Genomic DNA, 22,467 nt, shown 5'->3' with positions numbered 1-22,467 from the left:
AGCAGACGCCGGCCGGCAAGCGCCCCTACAACTTCTCGGCCGGTCCGGCTGCCATGCCGGAGGCGGTGCTGCAACGCGCCGCCGCCGAAATGCTCGACTGGCAGGGCAGCGGCATGAGCGTGATGGAGATGAGCCATCGCGGCAAGGAGTTCGGTTCGATCTGCACGCAGGCCGAAGCCGACCTCCGCACGCTGCTGGCGATTCCCTCGAACTTCCACATCCTGTTCATGCAGGGCGGCGGGCTTGGCGAGAACGCCATCGTTCCGCTGAACCTCTCGCGCGGCAAGACCACCGACTTCGTCATCACCGGCAGCTGGAGCACCAAGTCGCACAAGGAAGCCCAGCGCTACTGCAATGCGCGCGTGGCCGCCAGCAATGCCGACAACCAGCACACGAAGCTGCCCGATCCCGCGACCTGGCAGCTCTCCAAGGATGCCTCGTACGTGCACGTGTGCTCGAACGAAACGATCAACGGCATCGAATTCCAGCAACTGCCCGATCTGGCCGCTCTCGGCAGCAGCGCGCCGCTGGTCATCGACTTCTCCTCGCACGTCGCCTCGCGCAGCGTCGACTGGAGCCGCGTCGGCCTGGCCTTCGGCGGCGCCCAGAAGAACCTCGGCCCCGCCGGGCTGACCATCGTGGTCGTCCGTGACGACCTGATCGGCCATGCGCTAGAGATCTGCCCGAGCGCCTTCAACTACAAGACCGTGGCCGACAACCAGTCCATGTACAACACCCCGCCGACCTGGGGCATCTACATGGCAGGGCTCACGTTCAAGTGGCTGCTGGAGCAGACCGAGGGCGAGTACACCGGTGTCGCCGCCATGGAGCAGCGCAACATCGCCAAGGCGAAGCTGCTGTACGACTTCATCGACGGCTCCGACTTCTATGCCAACCGCATCGACCCGGGCTGCCGTTCGCGCATGAACGTGCCGTTCTTCCTGGCTGACGAGAGCCGCAACGAGGCCTTCCTCGCCGGCGCTCGCGAAGCAGGGCTGCTGCAGCTCAAGGGCCACAAGTCGGTCGGGGGCATGCGCGCGAGCATTTACAACGCCATGCCGCTGGCAGGGGTGCAGGCTCTGGTGGCCTACATGCGAGAATTCGAGCGATCGCATGCCTAGGCGCATGCCCAGCCGCTCGCACCGATGACCGCCTCCGCACCCACACCGCCCTCCTCCTCTCCCGACAATTCCGAAAGCCTGGCCGATCTGCGAGTGCAGATCGACTCGCTCGACCAGCGCCTGCTGAGCCTGCTCAACGAGCGGGCCCACGTGGCCGAACTGGTCGGCGAGGTCAAGAAGCGCGAGGGCACGCCGTTCTTCCGCCCCGACCGCGTGGCGCAGGTCATCGACAAGATGCAGAAGAGCAATGGCGGTCCGCTCAAGGACCTCCACGTTGCCGCCATCTGGCGCGAGATCATGTCGGCCTGCCTGGCGCTCGAGTCGCCGCAGCGCGTTGCCGTGCTCGGCCCCGAAGGCACCTTCTGCGAGCAGGCCGCCATCGAATACTTCGGCGGCGCCGCCGACCTGATCTACTGCGCCAGCTTCGACGAGGTGTTCCATGCCACCGCCGCGGGCAGCGCCCAATACGGCGTGGTCGGCGTCGAGAACTCGACCGAGGGCGTGGTCACGCGCTCGCTGGACCTGTTCCTGCACTCGCCCACGCACGTCGTCGGCGAGGTCAGCCTGCTGATCCGCCACCACCTGCTGCGCAGCAGCAATTCGCTCGAAGGCGTCGAGGCGGTGCTGGCCCATCCGCAGGCGCTGGCGCAATGCCAGACCTGGCTGTCCAAGCACCTGCCCAATGCCGAGCGGCGTGCCGTCTCGAGCAACGCCGAGGGCGCACGCCTCGCGGCCACCAATCCCAAGTGGGCCGCCCTGGCGGGCGAACGCGCCTCCACGCGCTTCGGCCTGCACATCGTGGCGCACGCGATCCAGGACGACTCGTACAACCGCACCCGCTTCTCGGTCATCTGCCTGCCGCAGACGCTGGCCATGCCGCCGGCATCGGGCCGCGACTGCACGAGCCTGATCGTCTCGGTGCCCAACCGGCCCGGCGCAGTGCACGACCTGCTGGTACCGCTGAAGCTCAACAACGTCTCGATGACGCGCTTCGAGTCGCGCCCCGCGCGCACCGGCCAGTGGGAGTACTACTTCTACATCGACCTCGACGGCCATCCCTCGCAGCCCAACGTGGCTGCCGCGCTGGCCGAGCTGCGCGGCCTCTGCGCCTTCTACAAGGTGCTCGGCGCCTACCCCGTCAAGGCCTGACCGGCAGGCAGACACACAGAGACAGCATGTTCGAACAACTGGGACTGATCGGCTGCGGCCTGATGGGCGGCTCCTTCGCGCTCGCACTCAAGCGCGCGAAGCTGGTGAAACGCGTGGTGGGCTACAGCAAGTCGCCCTCCACCACCGAGCGGGCGCGCCAGCTCGGCGTGATCGACGTGGCGGCGCCCTCGGCGCTGCTGGCGGTGTCGGGCGCCGACATCGTGCTGCTGGCGGTGCCGGTGGCTGCGTCCGAAGCCACCTTCAAGGCCATCCGCCACGGCATCTCCAGCGAGACGCTGGTCATGGACGTGGGCTCGACCAAGGGCGACGTGATCGAGGCCGCGCGCAACGGCCTGCAGCGCCAGTTCGCGAATTTCGTGCCGGCGCACCCCATCGCGGGCAAGGAGCTCTCGGGCATCGAGCACGCGGAGGCGTCGCTCTTCGCCGGACGCCAGGTCGTGCTGACCCCGGTGAAGACCACGCTGCGCTCCAACGTGCAGCGGGCCACCCAGGTGTGGAGCGGCATCGGCGCCAACGTCGTCACGATGACGCACGAGGAGCACGACGGCGCCTTCGCCGCCGTGAGCCACCTGCCGCACCTGCTGGCATTCGCGTACATCAACGGCCTGGCCGCGCAGCCGCAGGGCGAGCGCTTCCTGAGCCTTGCGGGCCCGGGCTTCCGCGACTTCTCGCGCATCGCCGCGAGCGATCCGGTCATGTGGCGCGACGTGCTGCTGGCCAACCGCGAGCATGTACTGGAGCAGTCTCGGGCTTTCCGCAAGGCGCTCGACGACTTCGAGGCGTTGATGGCCGCCAACGACCTGCAGGGCCTGGAGCTGTCGATCGCCGCAGCCAGCAAGACGCGGGCGGCCTGGAAGCCGGCCGCCGACAGCGCGTCGCAGCAGCAGGACAACTGAGATGTTCTCGACGACCTTCCTCGACCTCCCGCCGCTCGCCGGCGCGGCCGGCACGGTGCGCCTGCCGGGCTCCAAGAGCATCTCGAACCGCGTGCTGCTGCTCGCGGCACTCGCCAGCGGTACCACCGCCATCCACGACCTGCTCGATTCCGACGACACCCGCGTGATGCTCGACGCGCTGCGCGCCCTGGGTTGCGGCATCGAACAGGCGGGCAGCACGCTGCGCGTCACCGGGCTGGGCGGACGGCTCAAGTCCGGCGAGACGCTGCTGCCGCTTTTCCTCGGCAACGCCGGCACGGCGATGCGCCCGCTGACGGCGGCGCTGTCGCTGCTGGGCGGCGAATTCGAGCTCAGCGGTGTTCCGCGCATGCACGAGCGCCCCATCGGCGACCTCGTCGATGCGCTGACGCAGCTCGGCTGCCGCATCGACTACCTCGGCAACCCCGGCTATCCGCCGCTGCGCATCCATCCTGTGCCGCACGGCGACCTGGCGCTCGACGCCCCGATTCGCGTGCGCGGCGACGTGTCGAGCCAGTTCCTCACTGCCCTGCTGCTGGGGCTGCCGCTGGCCGCGGCCAACGACATCGTGATCGAGGTGGTCGGCGAGCTGATCTCCAAGCCGTACATCGAGATCACGCTGAACCTGCTGGCGCGCTTCGGCATCCAGGTCCACCGCGACGGCTGGGAGCGCTTCACCATCCCCGCGGGCAGCCGCTACAGCTCGCCCGGCGAGATCCACGTGGAGGCGGATGCCTCCTCCGCCAGTTACTTCATCGCGCTCGGCGCCATCGCCACCGGCGTTTCCGGCAAGGAGGGCATCCGCATCGAAGGCGTGGGCGCCGACTCCATCCAGGGCGACATCCGGTTCATAGACGCCGCCCGCCAGATGGGTGCGCTGGTCGACAGCGGGCCCAACTGGCTCGAGATCCGCCGGGGCGCCTGGCCGCTCAAGGCCATAGACCTCGACGCCAACCACATCCCCGATGCCGCGATGACGCTGGCCGTGATGGCGCTCTATGCCGACGGCCCCACCACGCTGCGCAACATCGCGAGCTGGCGCGTGAAGGAAACCGACCGCATCGACGCCATGGCCAACGAGCTGAGCAAGCTCGGCGCCACGGTCGAGGCCGGGCCCGATTTCATCCGGGTGCATCCGCTGGCACAGGCCGGCTGGCGCCCCGCGAGCATCCGCACCTACGACGACCACCGCGTGGCCATGTGCTTCTCGCTGGCGGCGTTCAACCCGGCCGGCGTGCCGGTGCGCATCCTCGATCCGCACTGCGTCGCCAAGACCTTCCCCGACTACTTCGAGACGCTCTTCTCCGTGGCGCAGGCCACCGAGGTGCCGGTGATCTGCATCGACGGCCCGACCGCCTCGGGCAAGGGCACGCTGGCGGCCGAAGTCGCGCGCCTGCTGGGCTACCACTATCTCGATTCGGGCTCGCTCTACCGCGTGACCGGCCTGGCAGTGCGCCGCGCGGGCCTGAGCGCCGACCTGGAACACGAGGCCGACGTCGCCGCCCTGGCGGCCGCCCTGCCCCTGCAGTTCACCGAAGGCAAGGTGCTGCTCGACGGCGAGGACGTGAGCGAAGAGATCCGCACCGAAGCCGCCGGCATGGACGCCTCCCGCGTTTCCGCGCTGCCGGCCGTGCGCGAGGCGCTGCTGGCCCTGCAGCAGCGTTTCCGCCAGCTGCCGGGCCTGGTGGCCGACGGCCGCGACATGGGCACGGTGATCTTCCCGGATGCCGCGCTCAAGGTCTTCCTCACGGCCAGCGCCGCCCAGCGCGCCGAACGGCGGCATAAGCAGTTGATTTCAAAGGGGATTTCGACTACACTCGACAGTCTTCGCTCCGACTTGGAGGCCCGTGACGCCAGGGATTCGTCCCGCAGCGTCGCCCCCCTGAAGCCGGCGCAGGACGCCCGCCATCTCGACAACTCGCAGTTGTCCATCGAGCAATCGATCGACACGGTGTTGGCCTGGTGGCAGGAAATTCAGCCGTTCAAGCCCGCTTGAGCGGCTTGAAGTGACAGCCTTTCAGGTCCGCTTGAAAAGCTGGCGCCCGACGGCATATCCGTAGGTGCATACCGCTCCAGCAGGCTCCTTCCGCGCGACAGCGCACCGGCCTGCTGGTTGTTCAACCAACCGGGCTCACGCCCACCAAACCGCCGTCTACAGACCCACAGCAGCCGCACGCAATTTCGCAAGAGCGCCTGCCAACCCTGCCTGACGGAAGGAAACTAAATGTCTGAATCTTTTGCCGATCTGTTCGAAGAGTCCCTGAAGCGTTCCGAAATGCGCACGGGCGAGGTCATCACCGCCGAAGTCGTGCGTGTCGAACACAACCACGTCGTCGTCAACGCCGGCCTGAAGTCCGAAGCGTATGTGCCGATCGAAGAGTTCAAGAACGACAAGGGCGAACTCGAAGTGCAGGCCGGCGACTTCGTTTCCGTTGCCATCGGCAGCGTTGAAAACGGCTACGGCGACACCATCCTCTCGCGCGACACCGCCAAGCGTCTGGCTTCGTGGCTGGCCCTCGAGAAGGCGCTGGAATCGGGCGACTTCGTCACCGGCACCACCAGCGGCAAGGTCAAGGGCGGCCTGACGGTCCTGGTCAACGGCATCCGCGCATTCCTGCCGGGCTCGCTGATCGACACGCGTCCGATCAAGGACCTGACCCCCTACGAGAACAAGACCCTCGAATTCAAGGTCATCAAGCTGGACCGCAAGCGCAACAACGTCGTGCTGTCGCGCCGCGCCGTGGTCGAGGCCAGCATGGGCGAAGAACGCGCCAAGCTGATGGAAACGCTGAAGGAAGGCGCAGTGGTGCGCGGCGTGGTCAAGAACATCACCGAATACGGTGCGTTCGTGGACCTCGGCGGCATCGACGGCCTGCTGCACATCACCGACATGGCATGGCGCCGTGTCCGCCACCCGAGCGAAGTCGTTCAGGCCGGCCAGGAAATCACCGCCAAGATCCTCAAGTTCGACACCGAGAAGAACCGCGTGTCGCTGGGTCTGAAGCAGATGGGCGATGACCCGTGGATGGGCGTTTCGCGCCGCTACCCGCAAGGCACCCGCCTGTTCGGCAAGGTCACGAACATCGCCGACTACGGCGCGTTCGTCGAGCTCGAGCCCGGCATCGAAGGCCTGGTGCACGTCTCTGAAATGGACTGGACCAACAAGAACATCGCTCCGAACAAGATCGTCTCGCTGGGCGACGAAGTCGAAGTCATGGTCCTGGAAATCGACGAAGACAAGCGCCGCATCAGCCTGGGCATGAAGCAGTGCAAGGCCAATCCGTGGCAGGAATTCGCGCAGAACACCAAGCGCGGCGACCGCGTCAAGGGCCCGATCAAGTCGATCACCGACTTCGGCGTGTTCGTGGGTCTGGCTGCCGGCATCGACGGCCTGGTTCACCTGTCCGACCTCTCGTGGAACGAAGCCGGCGAAACCGCCGTTCGCAACTACAAGAAGGGCCAGGAAGTCGAAGCGATCGTGCTGGCAGTCGACGTCGACCGCGAGCGCATCTCGCTGGGCATCAAGCAGCTCGACAGCGACCCGTTCACCACCTTCACCACGGTGAACGACAAGGGCCAGATCGTGACCGGCAAGGTCAAGACGGTCGACGCCCGTGGCGCTGAAATCGACCTCGGCGAAGACATCGTCGGCTACCTGCGTGCTTCGGAAATCTCGCGCGACCGCGTCGAAGATGCCCGCAACGTGCTGAAGGAAGGCGACGAAGTCACGGCCATCGTCGTGAACGTGGATCGCAAGACCCGCAACATCCAGCTGTCGATCAAGCAGAAGGACATGGTCGACGAGCAAGGCGCCATGGCCAGCCTGAGCCAGCAGTCGGCACGCGAGAACGCGGGCACGACCAGCCTGGGCGCCCTGCTGCGCGCCAAGCTGGACAACAACGACAGCAAGTAAGCTGAACCGGAAGACAGAGCAGGCCCTGGGGCCGCTCTGTCTTTTTTTTCGCCCACGTTTTTCGTTTATGTTTGGCCTATGACACGCTCGGACCTCGTCGAAGAACTCGCAGCCCGCTTTGCACAGCTCACGCACCGCGATGCCGAATACGCCGTCAAGACCATCCTCGACGCCATGAGCGACGCGCTGGTGCGCGGCCACCGCATCGAGATCCGCGGCTTCGGCAGCTTCTCGGTCAACCGGCGCCCGCCGCGCATCGGCCGCAACCCGCGCTCGGGCGAGAGCGTGCAGATCCCCGAGAAGCGGGTGCCGCACTTCAAGCCCGGCAAGGCGCTGCGCGAAGCCGTCGACGCAAAGACGGCCGAGCTCGACGCGGGCAAGGAAGCCAAGGGCCGCAAGGCCTGACGCGCGGACGATCGGAATGCCCGCAAACGTAGAATGCTCCCGGCAACGGGAACGGCTATGAAATACCTCCTGTGGCTGCTCAAGGCAGCCATTTTTTTTACGCTCTTCGCCTTCGCGCTGAACAACCAGCACGACGCGACCGTCTACTTCTTCTTCGGTACCTATTGGCGCGCACCGCTGGTGCTGGTCGTGCTCGCTGCCTTCGCGGGCGGCCTCGTGGTGGGAGCGCTGGGCATGCTGCCGGGCTGGTGGAAGCACCGCGTCGCCGCGGCGGCACAGATGCCGGCCGCAAGCGAAGCCCAGTCGCCCGCAACACCTGTTGCCACGGCCGCTGCGGTGGCAACCGCAGCACCGACCATCTCCGCCACCGACCTCCCCGCCGTACGTCAACATGGACTTTGATCCCAGCTGGCTGCTGATCAGCCTGCCCGTCGCCTTCGTGCTGGGCTGGCTCGCATCGCGCTTCGACATCCGGCAACTCAAGCTCGAGAACCGCCAGGCACCCAAGGCCTACTTCCGCGGCCTCAACTTCCTGCTCAACGAGCAGCAGGACCAGGCCATCGACGCCTTCATCGAGGCCGTGCAGAACGACCCCGACACGCAGGAGCTGCACTTCGCGCTCGGCAACCTGTTCCGCCGCCGCGGCGAGTACCAGCGCGCGGTGCGCGTGCACGAGCACCTGCTGGGCCGCGGCGACCTCAGCCGCAGCGACCGCGAGCGCGCGCAGCACGCCTTGGCGCAGGACTTCCTGCGCGCCGGCCTGCTCGACCGCGCCGAAGCCGCGCTGCAGAAGCTCGAGGGCACGCGCTACGAGAACGAGGCACGGCTCGCGCTGCTGGCCATCTACGAGCGCTCGCGCGAATGGGCGCAGGCCGCCGACGTGGCGCAGAAGCTCGACGAGTCCGACCAGGCCAGCTACAGCACGCGCCGCGCGCACCATCTCTGCGAACAGGCGACGGAGCGCGTGGCGGCGGGCGACCTGCCCGGCGCCGAAAAGTTGCTGGCGCAAGCCGTCGAGCTGGCACCGCAGGCACCACGCCCGGCCATCGACACTGCCAACCTGCAGCTGCGAAAGGGCGAGGCGAGCGCGGCCTTCGACACGCTCGTGGCGCTCAGCGACACCGCGCCGCTGGCGCTGCCGCTCTATGCCGCCGCCTTGCAGCAGGCCGCTGTGGCCGCGCACCGCGAAGCCGACGCGCTCGAACTGCTGCAGCGGCGCTACGTGGAGTCGCCGTCCATCGACGTGCTCGAGGCGCTGATGGCACTGGGCGGCAAGCCGAGCGCCACGGCCGAGGAGCCGAACCCGACGCCGCGCGATGGCTACATCGCCCACCTCGCGCAGCAGCCTTCGCTGGTCGCCGCCTCGCGGTGGCTCGCGGGCGAACGCTTCGAGCACGAGCAGTTCCACCCGCAGGTGCAGCGCGCGCTCGACCAGGCCACGCGGCCGCTCATGCGCTACCGCTGTGCGGCCTGCGGCTTCGAGGCGCACCAGTACTTCTGGCACTGCCCCGGCTGCCAGGCCTGGGACAGCTATCCGCCTCGCCGCGTCGAAGAACTCTGATCACGTTCCTGAACAATGGTCACATGAAGGCCTGCGGGGCCTTCATAGGTCAACGCCCTCTTTCACTACCTCGTTGAGCGCGGGCCGACGATTGCGTCGGCTGTCATTCATCAACGAATAGAGGGAGTTAACAATCATGTTCAAGAAGATCCTGGCCACCACCGCCATGCTGTTCGCGATCGCCGCATCCGCGGCCGTCGATGTCAACAAGGGCACGGAAGCCGATCTCGACGGCATCAAGGGCGTCGGCCCGTCGATGTCCAAGCGCATCCTCGACGCGCGCAAGCAGGGCGAGTTCAAGGACTGGCCCGACTTCATGCAGCGCGTGAAGGGCGTCAAGGAGAAGAAGGCGGCCAAGCTGTCCGCCGAAGGCCTGACGGTCAATGGCAAGGGCTTCGGCGACGCGGCACCGGCCTCCTCCAAAGGAACGAAGGAAGCGAAGGCCTCCAAGCCCTGATCTCGCTCCGGTAGAAATATGCAAGGCCGCCTTCGGGCGGCTTTTTCATGCGCGCCATGTCAGGGAGACGTCCGGGGAGATGGCAGGGAAAGGCCTCAGCAAGTGGCCCGGAATTTGCACGTAAGCTTCCTTTCGTTTTGCTTTCAACACATTCCGGAGCGAGTCAATGAATCACAAGTTCGGCATTGCCCTCGCGGGCCTGACCCTCGGCGCCGCGGCCTTCGCCCAGACCAAGTGGGACCTGCCCACGGCCTACCCGGCCACCAACTACCACACCGAGAACATCACGCAGTTCGCGAAGGACGTGGACGCGGCCACCGGCGGCAAGGTGAAGATCACGGTGCACGCCAACGCGTCGCTGTTCAAGGCGCCCGAGATCAAGCGCGCCGTGCAGAGCGGCCAGGCACAGGCCGGCGAGATCCTGCTGGCCAACTTCGCGAACGAGAACCCGATCTACGCGCTCGACGGCGTGCCCTTCCTCGCCACCACCTATCCGCAGGCCAGGAAGCTCTACGACGCATCGAAGCCCGCCATGGAGAAGCTGCTCGCGGCGCAGGGCATCAAGGTGCTGTTCGTGGTGCCATGGGCGCCGCAGGGCATCTACACCAAGAAGGAGATCGGCTCGGTGGCCGACCTGCGCGGCATCAAGTGGCGCGCCTACAGCCCGGCCACGGCCAAGATCGCCGAGCTGATCGGCGCGCAGCCGGTTCAGATCCAGCAGGCCGAACTCAGCGCGGCCATGGCCACGGGCGTGATCGAGAGCTACATGAGCTCGGGCTCCACCGGCTACGACACCAAGACCTACGAGCACATCAAGAACTTCTACGACACGCAGGCCTGGATCCCCAAGAACGCGATCCTGGTGAATGCCAAGGCCTTCGACGCGCTCGACGCCACCACCAAGGCGGCCGTCACCAAGGCCGCCGCCGACGCCGAAGCGCGCGGCTGGAAGGTGGCGCAGGAGAAGAACGAGGAATACAAGCGCCTACTCACCGAGCGCGGCATGAAGATCCACAAGCCCTCGCCCAAGCTCGACGCCGACATGCGCCAGGTCGGCGGCATCATGCAGGCCGACTGGCTGAAGGTGGCGGGCGCGGACGGCGCCGCCATCGTCGACGCCTACAAGAAGCAGTGATGAAGCACCCCCGCTCATCGCTTCGCGCGCCGCTCACCGCCAAGAGCGTGCAGCCCTCCCTCGGCGCTGCCCGGCGGGAGACCTGACCATGCGCCGCTTCCTCGACCGCCTGTACGACGGTGCAGGCGCGCTGGGTGCGCTCTGCGTGTTCCTGATTTTCGTGCTGATGATCGTCGCCGGCGTGGGCCGGCAGATGAACTGGCGCGTGAGCGGGCTCAACGACGTGGTGGCCTGGCTGTGCGCCGCCGCCGCGTTCTTCGCGATGGCGCATGCGTTCCGCCACGGCGACTTCGTGCGCGTGACGCTGCTGCTCGAATCGGTGTCGCCGAGGATGCGGCGTGTGCTCGACGTGAGCTGCCTGCTCGTCGCAGCCGTGTCGGTGGCCTATCTGACCTACTGGGCCACCAGCTTCACCTACGAGAGCTACGAGTTCGCCGAGATGGCGACGGGCCTGGTCGTCATTCCGATCTGGATCCCGCAATCGACCTTCGTGATCGGCTGCTGGCTGCTGCTGATCGCGATGGTCGACGAGCTGGTCGGCGTGGTGCGCGGCGAGAAGCCCAGCTACCAGCGCGCCATCGAGGAGCGCCACGCGGCGGGCGACTTCTCCTCCGACGTCTGAACAACAACAGCGACAAAGACACCCGATGTTCGAAAACCTCTGGATGGGCGCGCTGCTGCTCGCGATCATGCTGCTGCTCCTGGCGGGCGGCGTATGGATCGCGATGACACTGGCCATCGTCGGCTGGGTCGGCCAGGCCTTCTTCACCAACACTCTGCCGGGCAAGAACCTGTTCTCCGCCTTCTGGGAAAGCAACGCGAGCTGGGAGCTCGCCGCGCTGCCGCTTTTCATATGGATGGGCGAGATCCTGTTTCGCACCAAGCTCAGCGAGGAGATGTTCGAGGGCCTGCGCCCCTGGCTCAACCGCGTGCCGGGCCGGCTGATGCACACCACCATCCTCGGATGCGGGGTGTTCGGCTCGGTCTCGGGCTCGTCGGCCGCCACCTGCGCGACCATCGCCAAGGTGGCGCTGCCCGAGCTCAAGCGCCGCGGCTACAACGAGAAGCTGGCCATCGGCTCGCTCGCCACGGCGGGCACGCTGGGCATCCTGATTCCGCCGTCGATCACCATGGTGGTGTACGCGGTGGCGGCCGACGCCTCGATCATCCGCATCTTCCTGGCCGGCTTCCTGCCTGGGCTGCTGCTGATGCTGCTGTTCTCGGGCTACATCGGCTGGTGGAGCCTGCGCAATCCGGGCCAGGTGCCGCCGGCCGATCCGCCGACCACCTTCATGGAGAAGATCAGGCTGTCGGGCAACCTCATTCCCTGCACGCTGCTGATCGTCTTCATCGTCTGGGTGCTGGTGGCCGGCTGGGCCACCGCCACGGAATGCGCGGCCTTCGGCGTGCTGGGCTCGCTGGCCATCGCGGCCTGGGGCCGGAGCCTGACCTGGAAGAACTTCAAGGACGGCATCATGGGCGCCACGCGCACCAGCTGCATGATCATGTTCATCCTGGCCGGCGCAGCCTTCCTCACCAAGACCATGGCCTTCACCGGCATTCCGCGCGAGCTGGCGGAGTGGGTCGACAGCATGCACCTGTCGCCCTATGCGCTGATCGGCGCACTGGTGCTGGTGTACCTGGTGCTGGGCACCGCGCTCGACGGCATCTCGATGATCGTGCTCACCAGCGCGGTGGTGCTGCCGATGATCCAGAAGGCTGGCTTCGACCTGGTCTGGTTCGGCATCTTCATCGTGCTGCTGGTCGAGATCGCCGAGGTCACGCCGCCGGTGGGCTTCAACCTCTTCGTGCTGCAGAACATGACGGGCAAGGACAGCAACGTGATCGCGAAGGCGGCGATCCCGTTCTTCTTCTGCCTGGTGCTGTGCATCGTGCTGATCACGCTGTTCCCGAGCATCGTGACGATCCTGCCGGACGTCGTGATGGGCAGGGAGAAGTAGCGCGACCGTGCCGCCCGGCGGCATGCGGATAATCGCCGCCATGCTGCTGAACGCCATCGTCATCTGCCTCGCCGCATGCGTCGGCGCCCTCATGCGCTGGGGCTTCGCCCTCTGGCTCAACCCCGGCGGCATCATTCCCTGGGGCACGCTGGCGGTGAACCTGATCGGCGGCTACCTCATCGGCGTGGCCATCGGCGTCTTCAGCGGCCTGCCGGACATCAACCCCGCGTGGCGGCTGATGGTGATCACCGGCTTCCTCGGCACGCTCACCACCTTCTCGAGCTTCTCGGCGGAAGTGGTGGGCATGCTGACCAGCGGCCGCCTCGGCCTCGCGATGGGCACCATCGCGCTGCACCTGGGCGGTTCGCTGTGCATGACATGGCTGGGGCTGCGCACGGTGCAGGCCTTCTCCTCCTGAATCGCATGAAAGCAGGGTGAAAAACTGCCTTATGTCTTGCGGTTATAGATAAGGCGTTCCATAGGGTCGCCCGATAGAATCGACCCCAATGCCCCTGGTCTTTCTCGTCGCCCTCCCCTTCATCGCCAGCGTGCTGGCCGCGTTGATGCCTTCCAACGCGCGCAACAGGGAGTCGACGCTGGCGGGGCTGGTCGCGCTGGGCTGCGCCATCCAGGCCGCATGGTTCTTCCCCAAGATCGCCAACGGCGGCGTGCTGCGGCAGCAGATCGAATGGCTGCCCGCACTGGGCCTGAACCTCGTGTTCCGCATGGACGGCTTCGCGTGGCTCTTCTGCATGCTGGTGCTGGGCATCGGCGCGCTGGTGGTGCTGTACGCGCGCTACTACATGTCGGCCTCCGACCCGGTGCCTCGCTTCTTCTCGTTCTTCCTCGCGTTCATGGGCGCGATGATGGGCGTGGTGCTCTCGGGCAACCTGATCCAGATGGTACTGTTCTGGGAGCTCACCAGCCTGTTCTCCTTCCTGCTGATCGGCTACTGGCACCACCGCCGCGACGCGCGGCGCGGCGCGCGCATGGCGCTCACGGTCACCGGCGCGGGCGGGCTGTGCCTGCTGGCGGGCGTGCTGGTGCTGGGCCGCATCACCGGCAGCTACGAGCTCGACACGGTGCTGGCCTCGGGCGAGCTCATCCGCTCGCACGCGCTGTATCCGACGGCTCTCACGCTGATATTGCTGGGCGCCTTCACCAAGAGCGCGCAGTTCCCCTTCCACTTCTGGCTGCCGCGCGCCATGGCAGCGCCCACGCCGGTGTCGGCCTACCTGCACTCGGCCACCATGGTGAAGCTGGGCGTGTTCCTGATGGCGCGGCTGTGGCCGGTGCTTTCGGGCACCGAGCAGTGGTTCTGGATGGTGGGCGGTGCCGGTGCCATCACGCTGCTGCTCGGCGGCTTCATCGCGATGTTCCAGCGCGACCTGAAGGCGCTGCTGGCCTACTCCACCATCTCGCACCTCGGGCTCATCACGCTGCTGCTGGGACTTAACAGCCCGCTCGCGGCGGTGGCGGCGGTCTTCCACGTGATGAACCACGCCACCTTCAAGGCGTCGCTCTTCATGGCAGCCGGCATCATCGACCACGAGACGGGCACGCGCGACATCCGCAAGCTCAGCGGCCTGATGCGGCTCATGCCGATCACCGGCACACTGGCCATCATCGCGAGCGCATCGATGGCCGGCGTGCCGCTGCTCAACGGCTTCCTCTCGAAGGAGATGTTCTTCGCGGAGACGGTGTTCATCCAGGCCACGCCGTGGGTCGACCTCAGCCTGCCGCTGATCGCCACGCTGGCCGGCATCTTCAGCGTGGCCTACTCGGCGCGCTTCGTCTTCGACGTGTTCTTCGGCCCGCCCTGCGGCGACGAGGTGCCCAAGCATCCGCACGAACCGCCGCACTGGATGCGGGTGCCGGTCGAGCTGCTGGTGCTGGTGTGCCTGGTGGTGGGCGTGGCGCCAGCGTGGTCGGTCGGGCCGATGCTCGCCGCGGCTGCATCGCCGGTGGTCGGCGGCACGCTGCCCGAGTACAGCCTGGCCGTGTGGCACGGCTTCAACCTGCCGCTCTTGATGAGCTTCGTGGCGCTGGCCGGCGGCGCCGCGCTGTACCTGCTGCAACGCCGCCAGCGCGCGCGCGGCGGCCTCGAGAACACGCCCCTGCTGCACCGCTTCGACGGCCAGGTCATCTTCGAGCACCTGATCGCGCTGCTGAGCGAGGCCGGCCGGCGCAGCCGCCGTCTCTTCGGCACGAAGCGCATGCAGTGGCAACTGCTGCTGCTGGTGGTCGTGGCGGTGGCGGGCGCGGCAGCCTCCCTGCAGCTCACGCCCGCCGCGCCCGGCACGCGCGAGCTGCTGCCCTTCTCGCCGATGTTCGCCATGACCTGGCTCATCGGCGGCACCTGCGCGGTGGCCGCCGCGTGGCAGGCCAAGTTCCACCGGCTGGCGGCACTGATGCTGGCCGCGGCCGCGGGGCTGGTCTCGTGCGTCACCTACATCTGGTTCTCTGCGCCCGACCTCGCCCTGACGCAGCTGGTGGTCGAGGCCGTCACCACCGTGCTGATCCTGCTGGGCCTGCGCTGGCTGCCTATGCGCAGCAAGGACGTGGTTCAGCCCGCGCGCGCACGGCTCAAGCCCTGGGGCCGGCGCGGCCGAGACCTGCTGATCGCCGCCATCGCCGGCAGCGGCATGGCCGCGCTGGCCTGGGCCATGATGACGCGCACCTTTCCGCAGAGCATCTCGCCCTTCTTCCTCGAACGCGCGCTCACCGAGGGCGGCGGCACCAATGTTGTCAACGTGATGCTGGTCGACTTCCGCGGCTTCGACACCTTCGGCGAGATCACCGTGCTCGGCATCGTCGCGCTCACCGTATATGCGCTGCTGCGGCGCTTCCGCCCGGCCATCGAATCGATGGCCCTGCCGATCCAGCAGCGGCTGCAGGCCGACGACGGCAGCAGCGACCTGCTGAACCCGCGCCGCGCCAAGGACACGGCCGTCGGCTACCTGATGGTGCCGGCCGTGCTGGTGCGCCTGCTGCTGCCGGTATCGGTGCTGGTGTCGGTCTACTTCTTCATGCGCGGCCACAACGCGCCGGGCGGCGGCTTCGTCGCGGGGCTGGTGATGTCGGTCGCGCTGGTGCTGCAGTTCATCGTCTCGGGCACCGAATGGGTGGAGGAGCACCTGCGCATCTACCCGCGCCGCTGGATCGCCATCGGCCTGCTGCTGGCGCTTGCCACCGGCGCCGGTGCGGTGTTCCTCGGCTACCCCTTCCTGACCACGCACACCGCGCACCTGCACCTGCCGATCCTGGGCGAGGTGCACGTGCCCAGCGCCCTCTTCTTCGACACCGGCGTGTTTGCGCTGGTGCTCGGCGCCACCATGCTGATCCTGACCGCGCTGGCCCACCAGTCGATACGAAGCCACCGCTGGGCCGACGAGCAAAAAGAAAAAGACGCGGAGACGACCGCCGCCGCCACCTCCGAGGGAGGGGCCGCCTGATGGAAATCGTGCTCGCACTCGCCATCGGGGTGCTCACCGGCTCTGGCGTCTACATGCTGCTGCGCCCGCGCACCTTCCAGGTCATCATGGGCCTGACGCTGATCTCGTACGCGGTCAACCTCTTCATCTTCAGCATGGGGCGGCTCAAGGTCGACAGCGAGCCGGTGCTCGTCAAGGGCCTCACCGCCACGCTGGCCAACACGGCCGACCCGATGCCGCAGGCGCTGGTGCTCACCGCCATCGTGATCGGCTTCGCGATGACGGCGCTCTTCCTCGTCGTGATGCTCGCCTCGCGCGGCCTCACCGGCACCGACCACGTGGACGGTGAAGAACGGCAGGAGGCGGAATGAGCGACGCGCAAGCGCCCGAAGGCACGCGCCCCCTTGAGGGGGTCGGCGCAGCACACGCTGTGGCAAGCCCGGGGGAAGGCCGATGAAAGAGATCTTCCACCTGCTCGACCAGCTGCTCGAGTTCAGCATGCCGCACCTGGTGGCGGTGCCGATCCTCGTGCCCATGCTCACGGCCGCGCTCATGCTGCTGCTGGGCGAGAACCGCCGGCGCGCCAAGTCGGCCCTGAGCGTGATCTCCGGCCTGGTCGGCCTGCTGGCCGCGCTGGCGCTGCTGCGCTGGGTGAACGCGCCCGACACGGGCGGCGGACCCGGCTCCATCGGCGTCTACCTGCCGGGCAACTGGCGCGCGCCCTTCGGCATCGTGCTGGTGGCCGACCGGCTCTCGACCATGATGGTGGCGCTCACCGGCGTGATCGCCTTCGCGGCGTCGATCTACTCCACCTCGCGCTGGGACCGCGCGGGCGTGCACTTCCATCCGCTGCTGCAGCTGCAGCTCATGGGGCTGAACGGCGCCTTCCTCACCGGCGACCTGTTCAACCTGTTCGTGTTCTTCGAGGTGATGCTCGCGGCCTCCTACGGCCTGCTGCTGCACGGTTCGGGCCGGCTGCGCGTGCAGGCGGGGCTGCACTACATCGCGATCAACCTCGCGGCCTCCTCGCTGTTCCTGATCGGCGCGGCCATCCTCTACGGCGTGACCGGCACGCTCAACATGGCCGACCTGGGCATGCGCATCGCCGAGCTCTCGCCGGGCGACCGCGGGCTGGTGCACGCGGCCACGGCCATCCTCTTCACCGCCTTCTTCGCCAAGGCGGGCGCGTGGCCGCTCAACTTCTGGCTGGTGCCGGCCTACAGCGCGGCGGTGTCTCCGGTGGGCGCGGTGTTCGCGCTGCTCACCAAGCTGGGCGTCTACACCGTGCTGCGGCTGTGGACGGTGCTGTTCGCGCCCGACACCGGCGCCTCGGCCGCCTTCGGCCAGCCGGTGCTGGTTGGCGCGGGCATCGCCACGCTCTTCGTCGCGGCCCTGGGCATCCTCGGCACGCAGCGGCTTTCCAACCTTGCGGGCTTCAGCGTGCTGATGTCGGCCGGCACGCTGCTCGCCGCGGTCGGGCTGGGCCAACCGGCCGTGTGGGCCGGCGCCCTCTTCTACCTGCTGAGCTCCACGCTCGCGGTGAGCGCCTTCTTCCTGCTGACCGACATGATCGAGCGCTGGCGCAATGCCGGCATGAGCGTGGCGCCGCACGAGGTCGCGGGCACGGCGCCCTTCCTGGCCGAAGACCTGAGCGCGCTGAGCGACGTGAACCTCGACGACGACGCGCAGGCGCTCTACGGCCGGGCCATCCCGGCAGGCGTCGCCTTTCTCGGCCTGAGCTTCATGATCTGCACGCTGCTGCTGACCGGCCTGCCGCCGCTTTCGGGCTTCGTCGGCAAGTTCGCGATGCTCTCCGGCTTGATGAACGGCAGCGGTGCCGTCGGCATGGCCGGCTGGACCTTTCTCGTGCTGCTGATCGCCTCGGGCTTCCTCGCGCTGATCGCGCTGAGCCGCACCGGCATCCGCCATTTCTGGACCCAGCCGCATGGCAACCTGCCCTCGCTGCCGGCGCTCGAAGTGCTGCCCGTGGCGGGGCTCATCGTCGCCGGCATCGCGCTCACGATCTGGGCCGAACCGGTGATGCGCCACGCGATGGCCACCGCCGAGGGCCTGCGCACGCCCACGGCCTATCGCGCTGCAGTGATGGAAGCGCGGCAGGTTCCGAACCCGGTGCCCGCCGCCAAGGCCGAAGGAAAGGCAGGCGCGCAATGAGACGCCTGATCCCATCTCCGCCGCTGTCGCTCGCGCTGTTCGTCATCTGGCTGCTGCTCAACCAGTCGCTCGAGGCAAGCACGCTGCTTTCGGGCGTGCTGCTCGCCATTGCCGTGCCGCTGCTGACCAAGGGCCTGCGGCCGGCCACGGTACGCATGCGCCGGCCCGGCGTGGCGCTGCGGCTGTGCTGCATCGTGCTCTACGACATGTCGGTGTCGGTGTTCGCGGTGGCGCGTGCGCTGCTCACGCGCCGCAGCGAGAACATCCATGCGAGCTTCCTGCGCATACCGCTCGATCTGCGCGACCCCAACGGCCTCGCGGTGCTCTCGATGATCATGTGCCTCACGCCCGGCACCGCCTGGGGCGAGGTGGCCTTCGATCGCACCACCCTGCTGATCCACGTGTTCGACCTCGACGACGAAGCAGCCTTCATCGCGCAGATCAAGAGCCGCTACGAACGTCCGCTGATGGAGATCTTCGAATCATGACGCCCATCCTTTTCTGGTCGCTCAAGTTCGCGCTGTTCCTGCTGGCGGTGGCGATGCTCTGCGCCGTCGCGCGCCTGCTGATCGGCCCTTCCGCCCAAGATCGCGTGATGGCGCTGGACTGCCTCTACATCAACGGCATGCTGATGATGCTGGTGCTGGGCATCGTCTACGCGAGCGACGTGTACTTCGCCGCCGCGATGCTGATCGCGCTGTTCGGCTTCGTGAGCTCGACGGCGATGGCCAAGTTCCTGCTGCGCGGGGAGGTGATCGAATGAGCGCCGCGCCGGGCCGCCCCAAGCAGGCTCGCACCGCGGTGCGAAGCACGGAGATATTCCGATGAGCGATTTCATCGTGGGCCCGATGCCGCTGTGGGCCGAGATCGTCACCGCCGTCTTCGCGGTGCTGGGCGCCGCCTTCGCCGCCATCGGCTCCTTCGGGCTGGTGCGGCTGCCGACCTTCTTCCGACGCATCCATGCGCCCACGCTGGGTGCCACCGGCGGCGTGTGGTCGATGACGGTCGCTACCATCGTGTACTTCTCGGCGCAGGGCCACAGCCTCTTCATGCACGCGGTGCTGATCGTGCTGTTCGTGGCGCTGACCACGCCTGTGACCACCATCTTCCTGATGCGCGCCGCGCTGTTCCGGGAACGCCAGAAGAACGGCGACGTGCCGCCGCCGGCACCATCGGACCAGGGGCCGATCCCGCCCTACGAGGGCTGATCGAGCCGCGCGGTCAAACCGGTCATACGGGTCACGAGGGGCACCGAGGCCACGAAGGTCACGAGGACAGCAGCCGCTCCTTGGCCTGCGCCACTTCCATCTCGCGCGGCAGCGTCACCGCGTTCTTCACCGCGAGGATCTCCGCCATCACGCTCACCGCGATCTCCGGCGGCGTCTTGCTGCCGATGTAGATGCCGATGGGCCCGCGCAGGCGCGCGAGCGACTCCTCGGTCTGGTCGAAGTGCTCGATCATGCGACCGCGCCGCGCATCGGCATTGCGCCGCGAGCCGATGGCGCCGACGTAGAAGGCGTCGCTTTGGAGCGCCTCCAGCAGCGCGAGGTCGTCGAGCTTGGGGTCGTGCGTGAGCGCCACCACGCAGCTGCGGCGGTCGGGCCTGAAGGCGGTCACGGCGTCGTCGGGCATCTCGGTCGTGATGTGCACGCCGGGCAGCGACCATGCGGTGCGGTACTCGGCGCGAGGGTCGCACAGCGTGACGGCGAAGCCGCTGAACTTGGCCATGGTGGCCAGGTATTCGGCGAGCTGGCCGGCGCCGATCAGCAGCATGCGGTACTCGGGGCCGAAGGTGTTGGTCAGCTCGGTGTCGTTCACCGTGAGTTCGTCGGGTGCCTTGGCTTCGGCGAGCCGTACCGCGCCGGTGGCGAGCGTCACCGTGCGCTGCATCAGCTTGCCCTGCTCCAGCTGCGCCACCAGCTGCTCGAGCGAGCCGGCGTCGGGCGCGTATTCGAGCAGCAGCTCCAGCGTGCCGCCGCAGGGCAGGCCGAAGCGGTGCGCCTCGTCGGCGGTGATGCCGTATTTCACGAGCGAGGGCGGCGCACCCAGCGGCACGTCTTCCGCCTTGCCGTGGGCATGGCTGTAGCGCGCGATCAGGTCGTCCTCGATGCAGCCGCCAGAGACCGAGCCGACCACCGCACCGTCTTCCGCCAGGGCCATGATCGAACCCACCGGCCGGGGCGACGAGCCCCAGGTGCGCACCACCGTCGCCAGCAGCGCGCGCTTGCCGGCACGCCGCCAGTCGCGCAGCGTGCGCAGCACCATGACGTCGAGGTTTTCCATGACGCTGCAGTCCCGGATTCAGGCCGCGTCGCCGCCGGGAGCGGCGGGCGCGTCCTTGTCGTCCTTCTTGCCGAGGCCGATCTTCTTCATGAGGCCGGACATCATCCCGCTCTTCTCGGCAGGCGCCTCGGCGGCTTCCTCGGCAGGCGCAGGCGGCGGCCCGTAGCGGCTCTGCATCTCGGCCTCGAAGCGCTTGAAGAAATCGTCGGCCGTGGACTTGGCCGCGCCGTCGATCAGCCGCTGGCCCAGCTGGGCGATCTTGCCGCCGACCTGGGCCTGCACGGTGTAGTCGAGTTCGCAGCCGGCGGGGGCCGCGTCAGGCGGCGTCGCCGCATCGGCCTCGTGCACGACGGCATCACCGGCAGAGGCTGCCGCCGCGTCCGTGGCGACCGGCTTGAGCGTGACGCTCGAAGAGCCCTTGGCGAAGCCCGCCACGCCGCCCTGCCCTTCGAAGGTGAGCTTGTAGCCATGGGGCGCGGAGATGTCCGAGAGCTGCACCTTGCCGTTGAACTTGGCCGAGACCGGGCCGATCTTCAGGGCCAGCGCGACGCTGTACTGGTTCTCGCCCGTGAGCTCGAACTTGTCGCAGCCGGGAATGCACTTCTTCAGCGTCTCGGGGTCGTTGAGCGCTTCCCATGCCTGTTGTTGGGTGATGCCTAGGCGGCGGTTTCCGAGCATTTCCATGGTGGGGTTCCTTTGTCTTCCTTCCTGGGCGCCGCTAGCGGCCGGACCGCATCAGTGCGGCGAGGCTCGCGGCGAGCTGTTCGAGTGCGCTGAGATTGTGGACCGCCAGCATCGCGTCCGCCTGCCGGTGCAGCACGGCGGCCCCACGCGCCAGAGGGGCGTAGCCCTCGAAGCGCAGCAGCGGGTTGAGCCACAGGAGCCGGCGCGAATGGCGCTTGAGCCACAGCAGCTCATGCTCCAGCAGCGAGGGCTCGCCGGTATCGAGCCCGTCGCTGATCACCAGCACCAGCGTGCGGCGGCCGGTCAGCCGGCGGGCATGGGCACGCCTCAGCTCGGCCAGCGAGGCGCCGAAGCGGGTGCCGCCTGCGAAGTCGTCGATGGCGAGGCTGGCGGCGCCGAGCATCTCGTCGGTGTCGGCCAGCCGGAATGCGGGCGTCAGGTCGGTCAGCCGGGTGCCGAATGCGAACACGTCGCGGCGGCCGGCACGGCGCGTCGCGGCATGCAGAAAGGCCAGCAGCAGGCGCGCATAGCGCTCCATCGAGCCCGAGACGTCGACCAGCACCAGCAGCGGCAGCGGCTGCTCGCGCCGGGCCAGCCGGGGCAGCCGCATGATCTCGCCGCCGGTGCGCGCCGCCTCGTGCAGCACGCCCGGCCAGTGCATGCGCGCATGCTGGCGGCCCGCTTCGCCGGCCACGCGCAGGCGGCGCGACGGCAGTTCGGGAATCGGCAGGCGGATGTCGCGCGCGAGCCGCTCCACCAGGCGGTACTCGGCGGCGCCGAGCGCGTTGAAGTCGGCATGCTGCAGGCGCTGCCTGTCGCTCGACGTCATGGCGGCGTCGAACTCGACCTCGCGATCGGGCTTGGCCGGCTCCACCGGCCTGGCGAGCGCGCGCGGTGCGCTCAGGGCCTCGCGCACGCGCGGCCGGCGCTTGGACGGCTCGGCCTTGCCTTCGGCGCTCGGCAGCATCTGGGCCAGCAGCTTGTTCGCAAGCTCCGGGTCGCGGAACCAGGCGTCGAAGAGCTCGCGGAACACCATGCGGTCCTGCTCGCGGCTGACCATCACCGCCTCCATGGCGGCGCTCAGGTCGAGCCTGTCTTCCACGCCCACGAGCGAAGCGGCCTCGGCCGCGAGGGCGATGCGCATCGCGTCGGTGCGCACGCCCGCGCGGCGCAGCGCACGGCCGAAGGCGGTGATGTTGCCCGCGAGCTTTCCGCTGCGGACGTCGCCGAGTTGCTGCACGCCGGTGGTGGCCATCG

At 68.0% G+C, this 22,467-nt stretch carries 22 protein-coding genes; 19 read left to right on the top strand and 3 right to left on the bottom strand.

The genetic code is table 11. The features are described 5' to 3' along the window. Positions 1-53: 53 nt before the first annotated feature. From serC to mnhG, 19 genes are all read left to right on the top strand, one after another. Positions 54-1,121: a 3-phosphoserine/phosphohydroxythreonine transaminase gene (gene serC, locus ACTJLF_RS10915; protein ID WP_260310451.1), complete on the top strand. Its 1,068-nt coding sequence runs from the start codon at positions 54-56 to the stop codon at positions 1,119-1,121. 24 nt (positions 1,122-1,145) lie between these two features. Further along, positions 1,146-2,270 (top strand): prephenate dehydratase, encoded by a 1,125-nt coding sequence (gene pheA, locus ACTJLF_RS10910; protein ID WP_019654769.1) that lies wholly within the window; start codon positions 1,146-1,148, stop codon positions 2,268-2,270. A 26-nt stretch (positions 2,271-2,296) separates the two neighbouring features. After that, a complete protein-coding gene (locus ACTJLF_RS10905) occupies positions 2,297-3,187 on the top strand; it encodes a prephenate dehydrogenase (RefSeq protein WP_126185466.1) in 891 nt (296 codons plus the stop codon). A 1-nt stretch (position 3,188) separates the two neighbouring features. Beyond that, a complete protein-coding gene (locus ACTJLF_RS10900; RefSeq protein WP_440883056.1) occupies positions 3,189-5,201 on the top strand; it encodes a bifunctional 3-phosphoshikimate 1-carboxyvinyltransferase/cytidylate kinase in 2,013 nt (670 codons plus the stop codon). Between the two features lie 228 nt (positions 5,202-5,429). After that, a complete protein-coding gene (rpsA, locus tag ACTJLF_RS10895) occupies positions 5,430-7,118 on the top strand; it encodes a 30S ribosomal protein S1 (RefSeq protein ID WP_019654767.1) in 1,689 nt (562 codons plus the stop codon). 78 nt (positions 7,119-7,196) lie between these two features. Continuing rightward, positions 7,197-7,523: an integration host factor subunit beta gene (locus ACTJLF_RS10890; RefSeq protein ID WP_019654766.1), complete on the top strand. Its 327-nt coding sequence runs from the start codon at positions 7,197-7,199 to the stop codon at positions 7,521-7,523. Positions 7,524-7,580: 57 nt separating this feature from the next. Beyond that, complete coding sequence (locus ACTJLF_RS10885; RefSeq protein ID WP_126185464.1) at positions 7,581-7,925, top strand: LapA family protein; 345 nt, start codon at positions 7,581-7,583, stop codon at positions 7,923-7,925. Further along, positions 7,915-9,084 (top strand): lipopolysaccharide assembly protein LapB, encoded by a 1,170-nt coding sequence (gene lapB, locus ACTJLF_RS10880; RefSeq protein ID WP_126185463.1) that lies wholly within the window; start codon positions 7,915-7,917, stop codon positions 9,082-9,084. The genes ACTJLF_RS10885 and lapB overlap by 11 nt, the downstream gene beginning before the upstream one ends. A 136-nt stretch (positions 9,085-9,220) precedes the next feature. Then, on the top strand, positions 9,221-9,541 hold the full coding sequence (locus tag ACTJLF_RS10875) for a ComEA family DNA-binding protein (protein WP_354407248.1): 321 nt from the start codon (positions 9,221-9,223) through the stop codon (positions 9,539-9,541). Positions 9,542-9,707: 166 nt separating this feature from the next. Further along, on the top strand, positions 9,708-10,676 hold the full coding sequence (locus ACTJLF_RS10870; protein ID WP_440883055.1) for a TRAP transporter substrate-binding protein: 969 nt from the start codon (positions 9,708-9,710) through the stop codon (positions 10,674-10,676). 88 nt (positions 10,677-10,764) lie between these two features. Beyond that, positions 10,765-11,298 (top strand): TRAP transporter small permease, encoded by a 534-nt coding sequence (locus tag ACTJLF_RS10865; protein ID WP_126185461.1) that lies wholly within the window; start codon positions 10,765-10,767, stop codon positions 11,296-11,298. Positions 11,299-11,323: 25 nt separating this feature from the next. After that, positions 11,324-12,637, top strand: a complete 1,314-nt coding sequence (locus ACTJLF_RS10860; RefSeq protein WP_186475831.1) for a TRAP transporter large permease — start codon at positions 11,324-11,326, stop codon at positions 12,635-12,637. 40 nt (positions 12,638-12,677) lie between these two features. Beyond that, the gene (gene crcB, locus ACTJLF_RS10855; RefSeq protein WP_126185460.1) at positions 12,678-13,055 is read left to right on the top strand and encodes a fluoride efflux transporter CrcB; all 378 of its coding nucleotides are present in this window, start codon (positions 12,678-12,680) and stop codon (positions 13,053-13,055) included. 88 nt (positions 13,056-13,143) lie between these two features. Beyond that, positions 13,144-16,092: a monovalent cation/H+ antiporter subunit A gene (locus tag ACTJLF_RS10850; RefSeq protein ID WP_440883054.1), complete on the top strand. Its 2,949-nt coding sequence runs from the start codon at positions 13,144-13,146 to the stop codon at positions 16,090-16,092. After that, positions 16,092-16,442 carry a Na+/H+ antiporter subunit C gene (locus ACTJLF_RS10845; protein ID WP_019654757.1) on the top strand — a complete coding sequence of 117 codons (351 nt, stop codon included), beginning with the start codon at positions 16,092-16,094 and terminating at the stop codon, positions 16,440-16,442. Before ACTJLF_RS10850 ends, ACTJLF_RS10845 begins: the two co-directional genes overlap by 1 nt. An 82-nt stretch (positions 16,443-16,524) precedes the next feature. Then, positions 16,525-18,243 carry a monovalent cation/H+ antiporter subunit D gene (locus ACTJLF_RS10840; RefSeq protein WP_132754584.1) on the top strand — a complete coding sequence of 573 codons (1,719 nt, stop codon included), beginning with the start codon at positions 16,525-16,527 and terminating at the stop codon, positions 18,241-18,243. Beyond that, positions 18,240-18,731: a Na+/H+ antiporter subunit E gene (locus ACTJLF_RS10835; RefSeq protein WP_132797346.1), complete on the top strand. Its 492-nt coding sequence runs from the start codon at positions 18,240-18,242 to the stop codon at positions 18,729-18,731. Before ACTJLF_RS10840 ends, ACTJLF_RS10835 begins: the two co-directional genes overlap by 4 nt. Further along, positions 18,728-19,006, top strand: coding sequence for a K+/H+ antiporter subunit F (locus ACTJLF_RS10830; protein WP_019654754.1), 279 nt, complete (start codon positions 18,728-18,730; stop codon positions 19,004-19,006). Before ACTJLF_RS10835 ends, ACTJLF_RS10830 begins: the two co-directional genes overlap by 4 nt. A 61-nt stretch (positions 19,007-19,067) precedes the next feature. Next, positions 19,068-19,451 carry a monovalent cation/H(+) antiporter subunit G gene (gene mnhG, locus ACTJLF_RS10825; protein WP_019654753.1) on the top strand — a complete coding sequence of 128 codons (384 nt, stop codon included), beginning with the start codon at positions 19,068-19,070 and terminating at the stop codon, positions 19,449-19,451. A gap of 58 nt (positions 19,452-19,509) precedes the next feature. Here the strand turns inward: mnhG and ACTJLF_RS10820 are convergent, their stop codons facing one another. The 3 genes from ACTJLF_RS10820 to ACTJLF_RS10810 are packed head-to-tail and all read right to left on the bottom strand — an operon-like array spanning position 19,510 to position 22,465. Then, positions 19,510-20,526 carry an XdhC family protein gene (locus tag ACTJLF_RS10820; protein ID WP_019654752.1) on the bottom strand — a complete coding sequence of 339 codons (1,017 nt, stop codon included), beginning with the start codon at positions 20,524-20,526 and terminating at the stop codon, positions 19,510-19,512. Positions 20,527-20,544: 18 nt separating this feature from the next. Next, entirely contained in the window at positions 20,545-21,210 is a 666-nt protein-coding gene (locus ACTJLF_RS10815) for a CoxG family protein (protein WP_440883053.1), read from the bottom strand. 34 nt (positions 21,211-21,244) lie between these two features. Next, positions 21,245-22,465, bottom strand: coding sequence for a vWA domain-containing protein (locus ACTJLF_RS10810; RefSeq protein ID WP_019654750.1), 1,221 nt, complete (start codon positions 22,463-22,465; stop codon positions 21,245-21,247). Between the last annotated feature and the right edge of the window lie 2 nt (positions 22,466-22,467).

Source organism: Variovorax sp. 22077, from assembly GCF_052044195.1.
Taxonomy (GTDB): Bacteria; Pseudomonadota; Gammaproteobacteria; order Burkholderiales; family Burkholderiaceae_C; genus Variovorax; species Variovorax atrisoli.
Note: the sequence above shows the minus strand (reverse complement) of the source record. Positions and strands in the feature narration are given on the sequence as shown.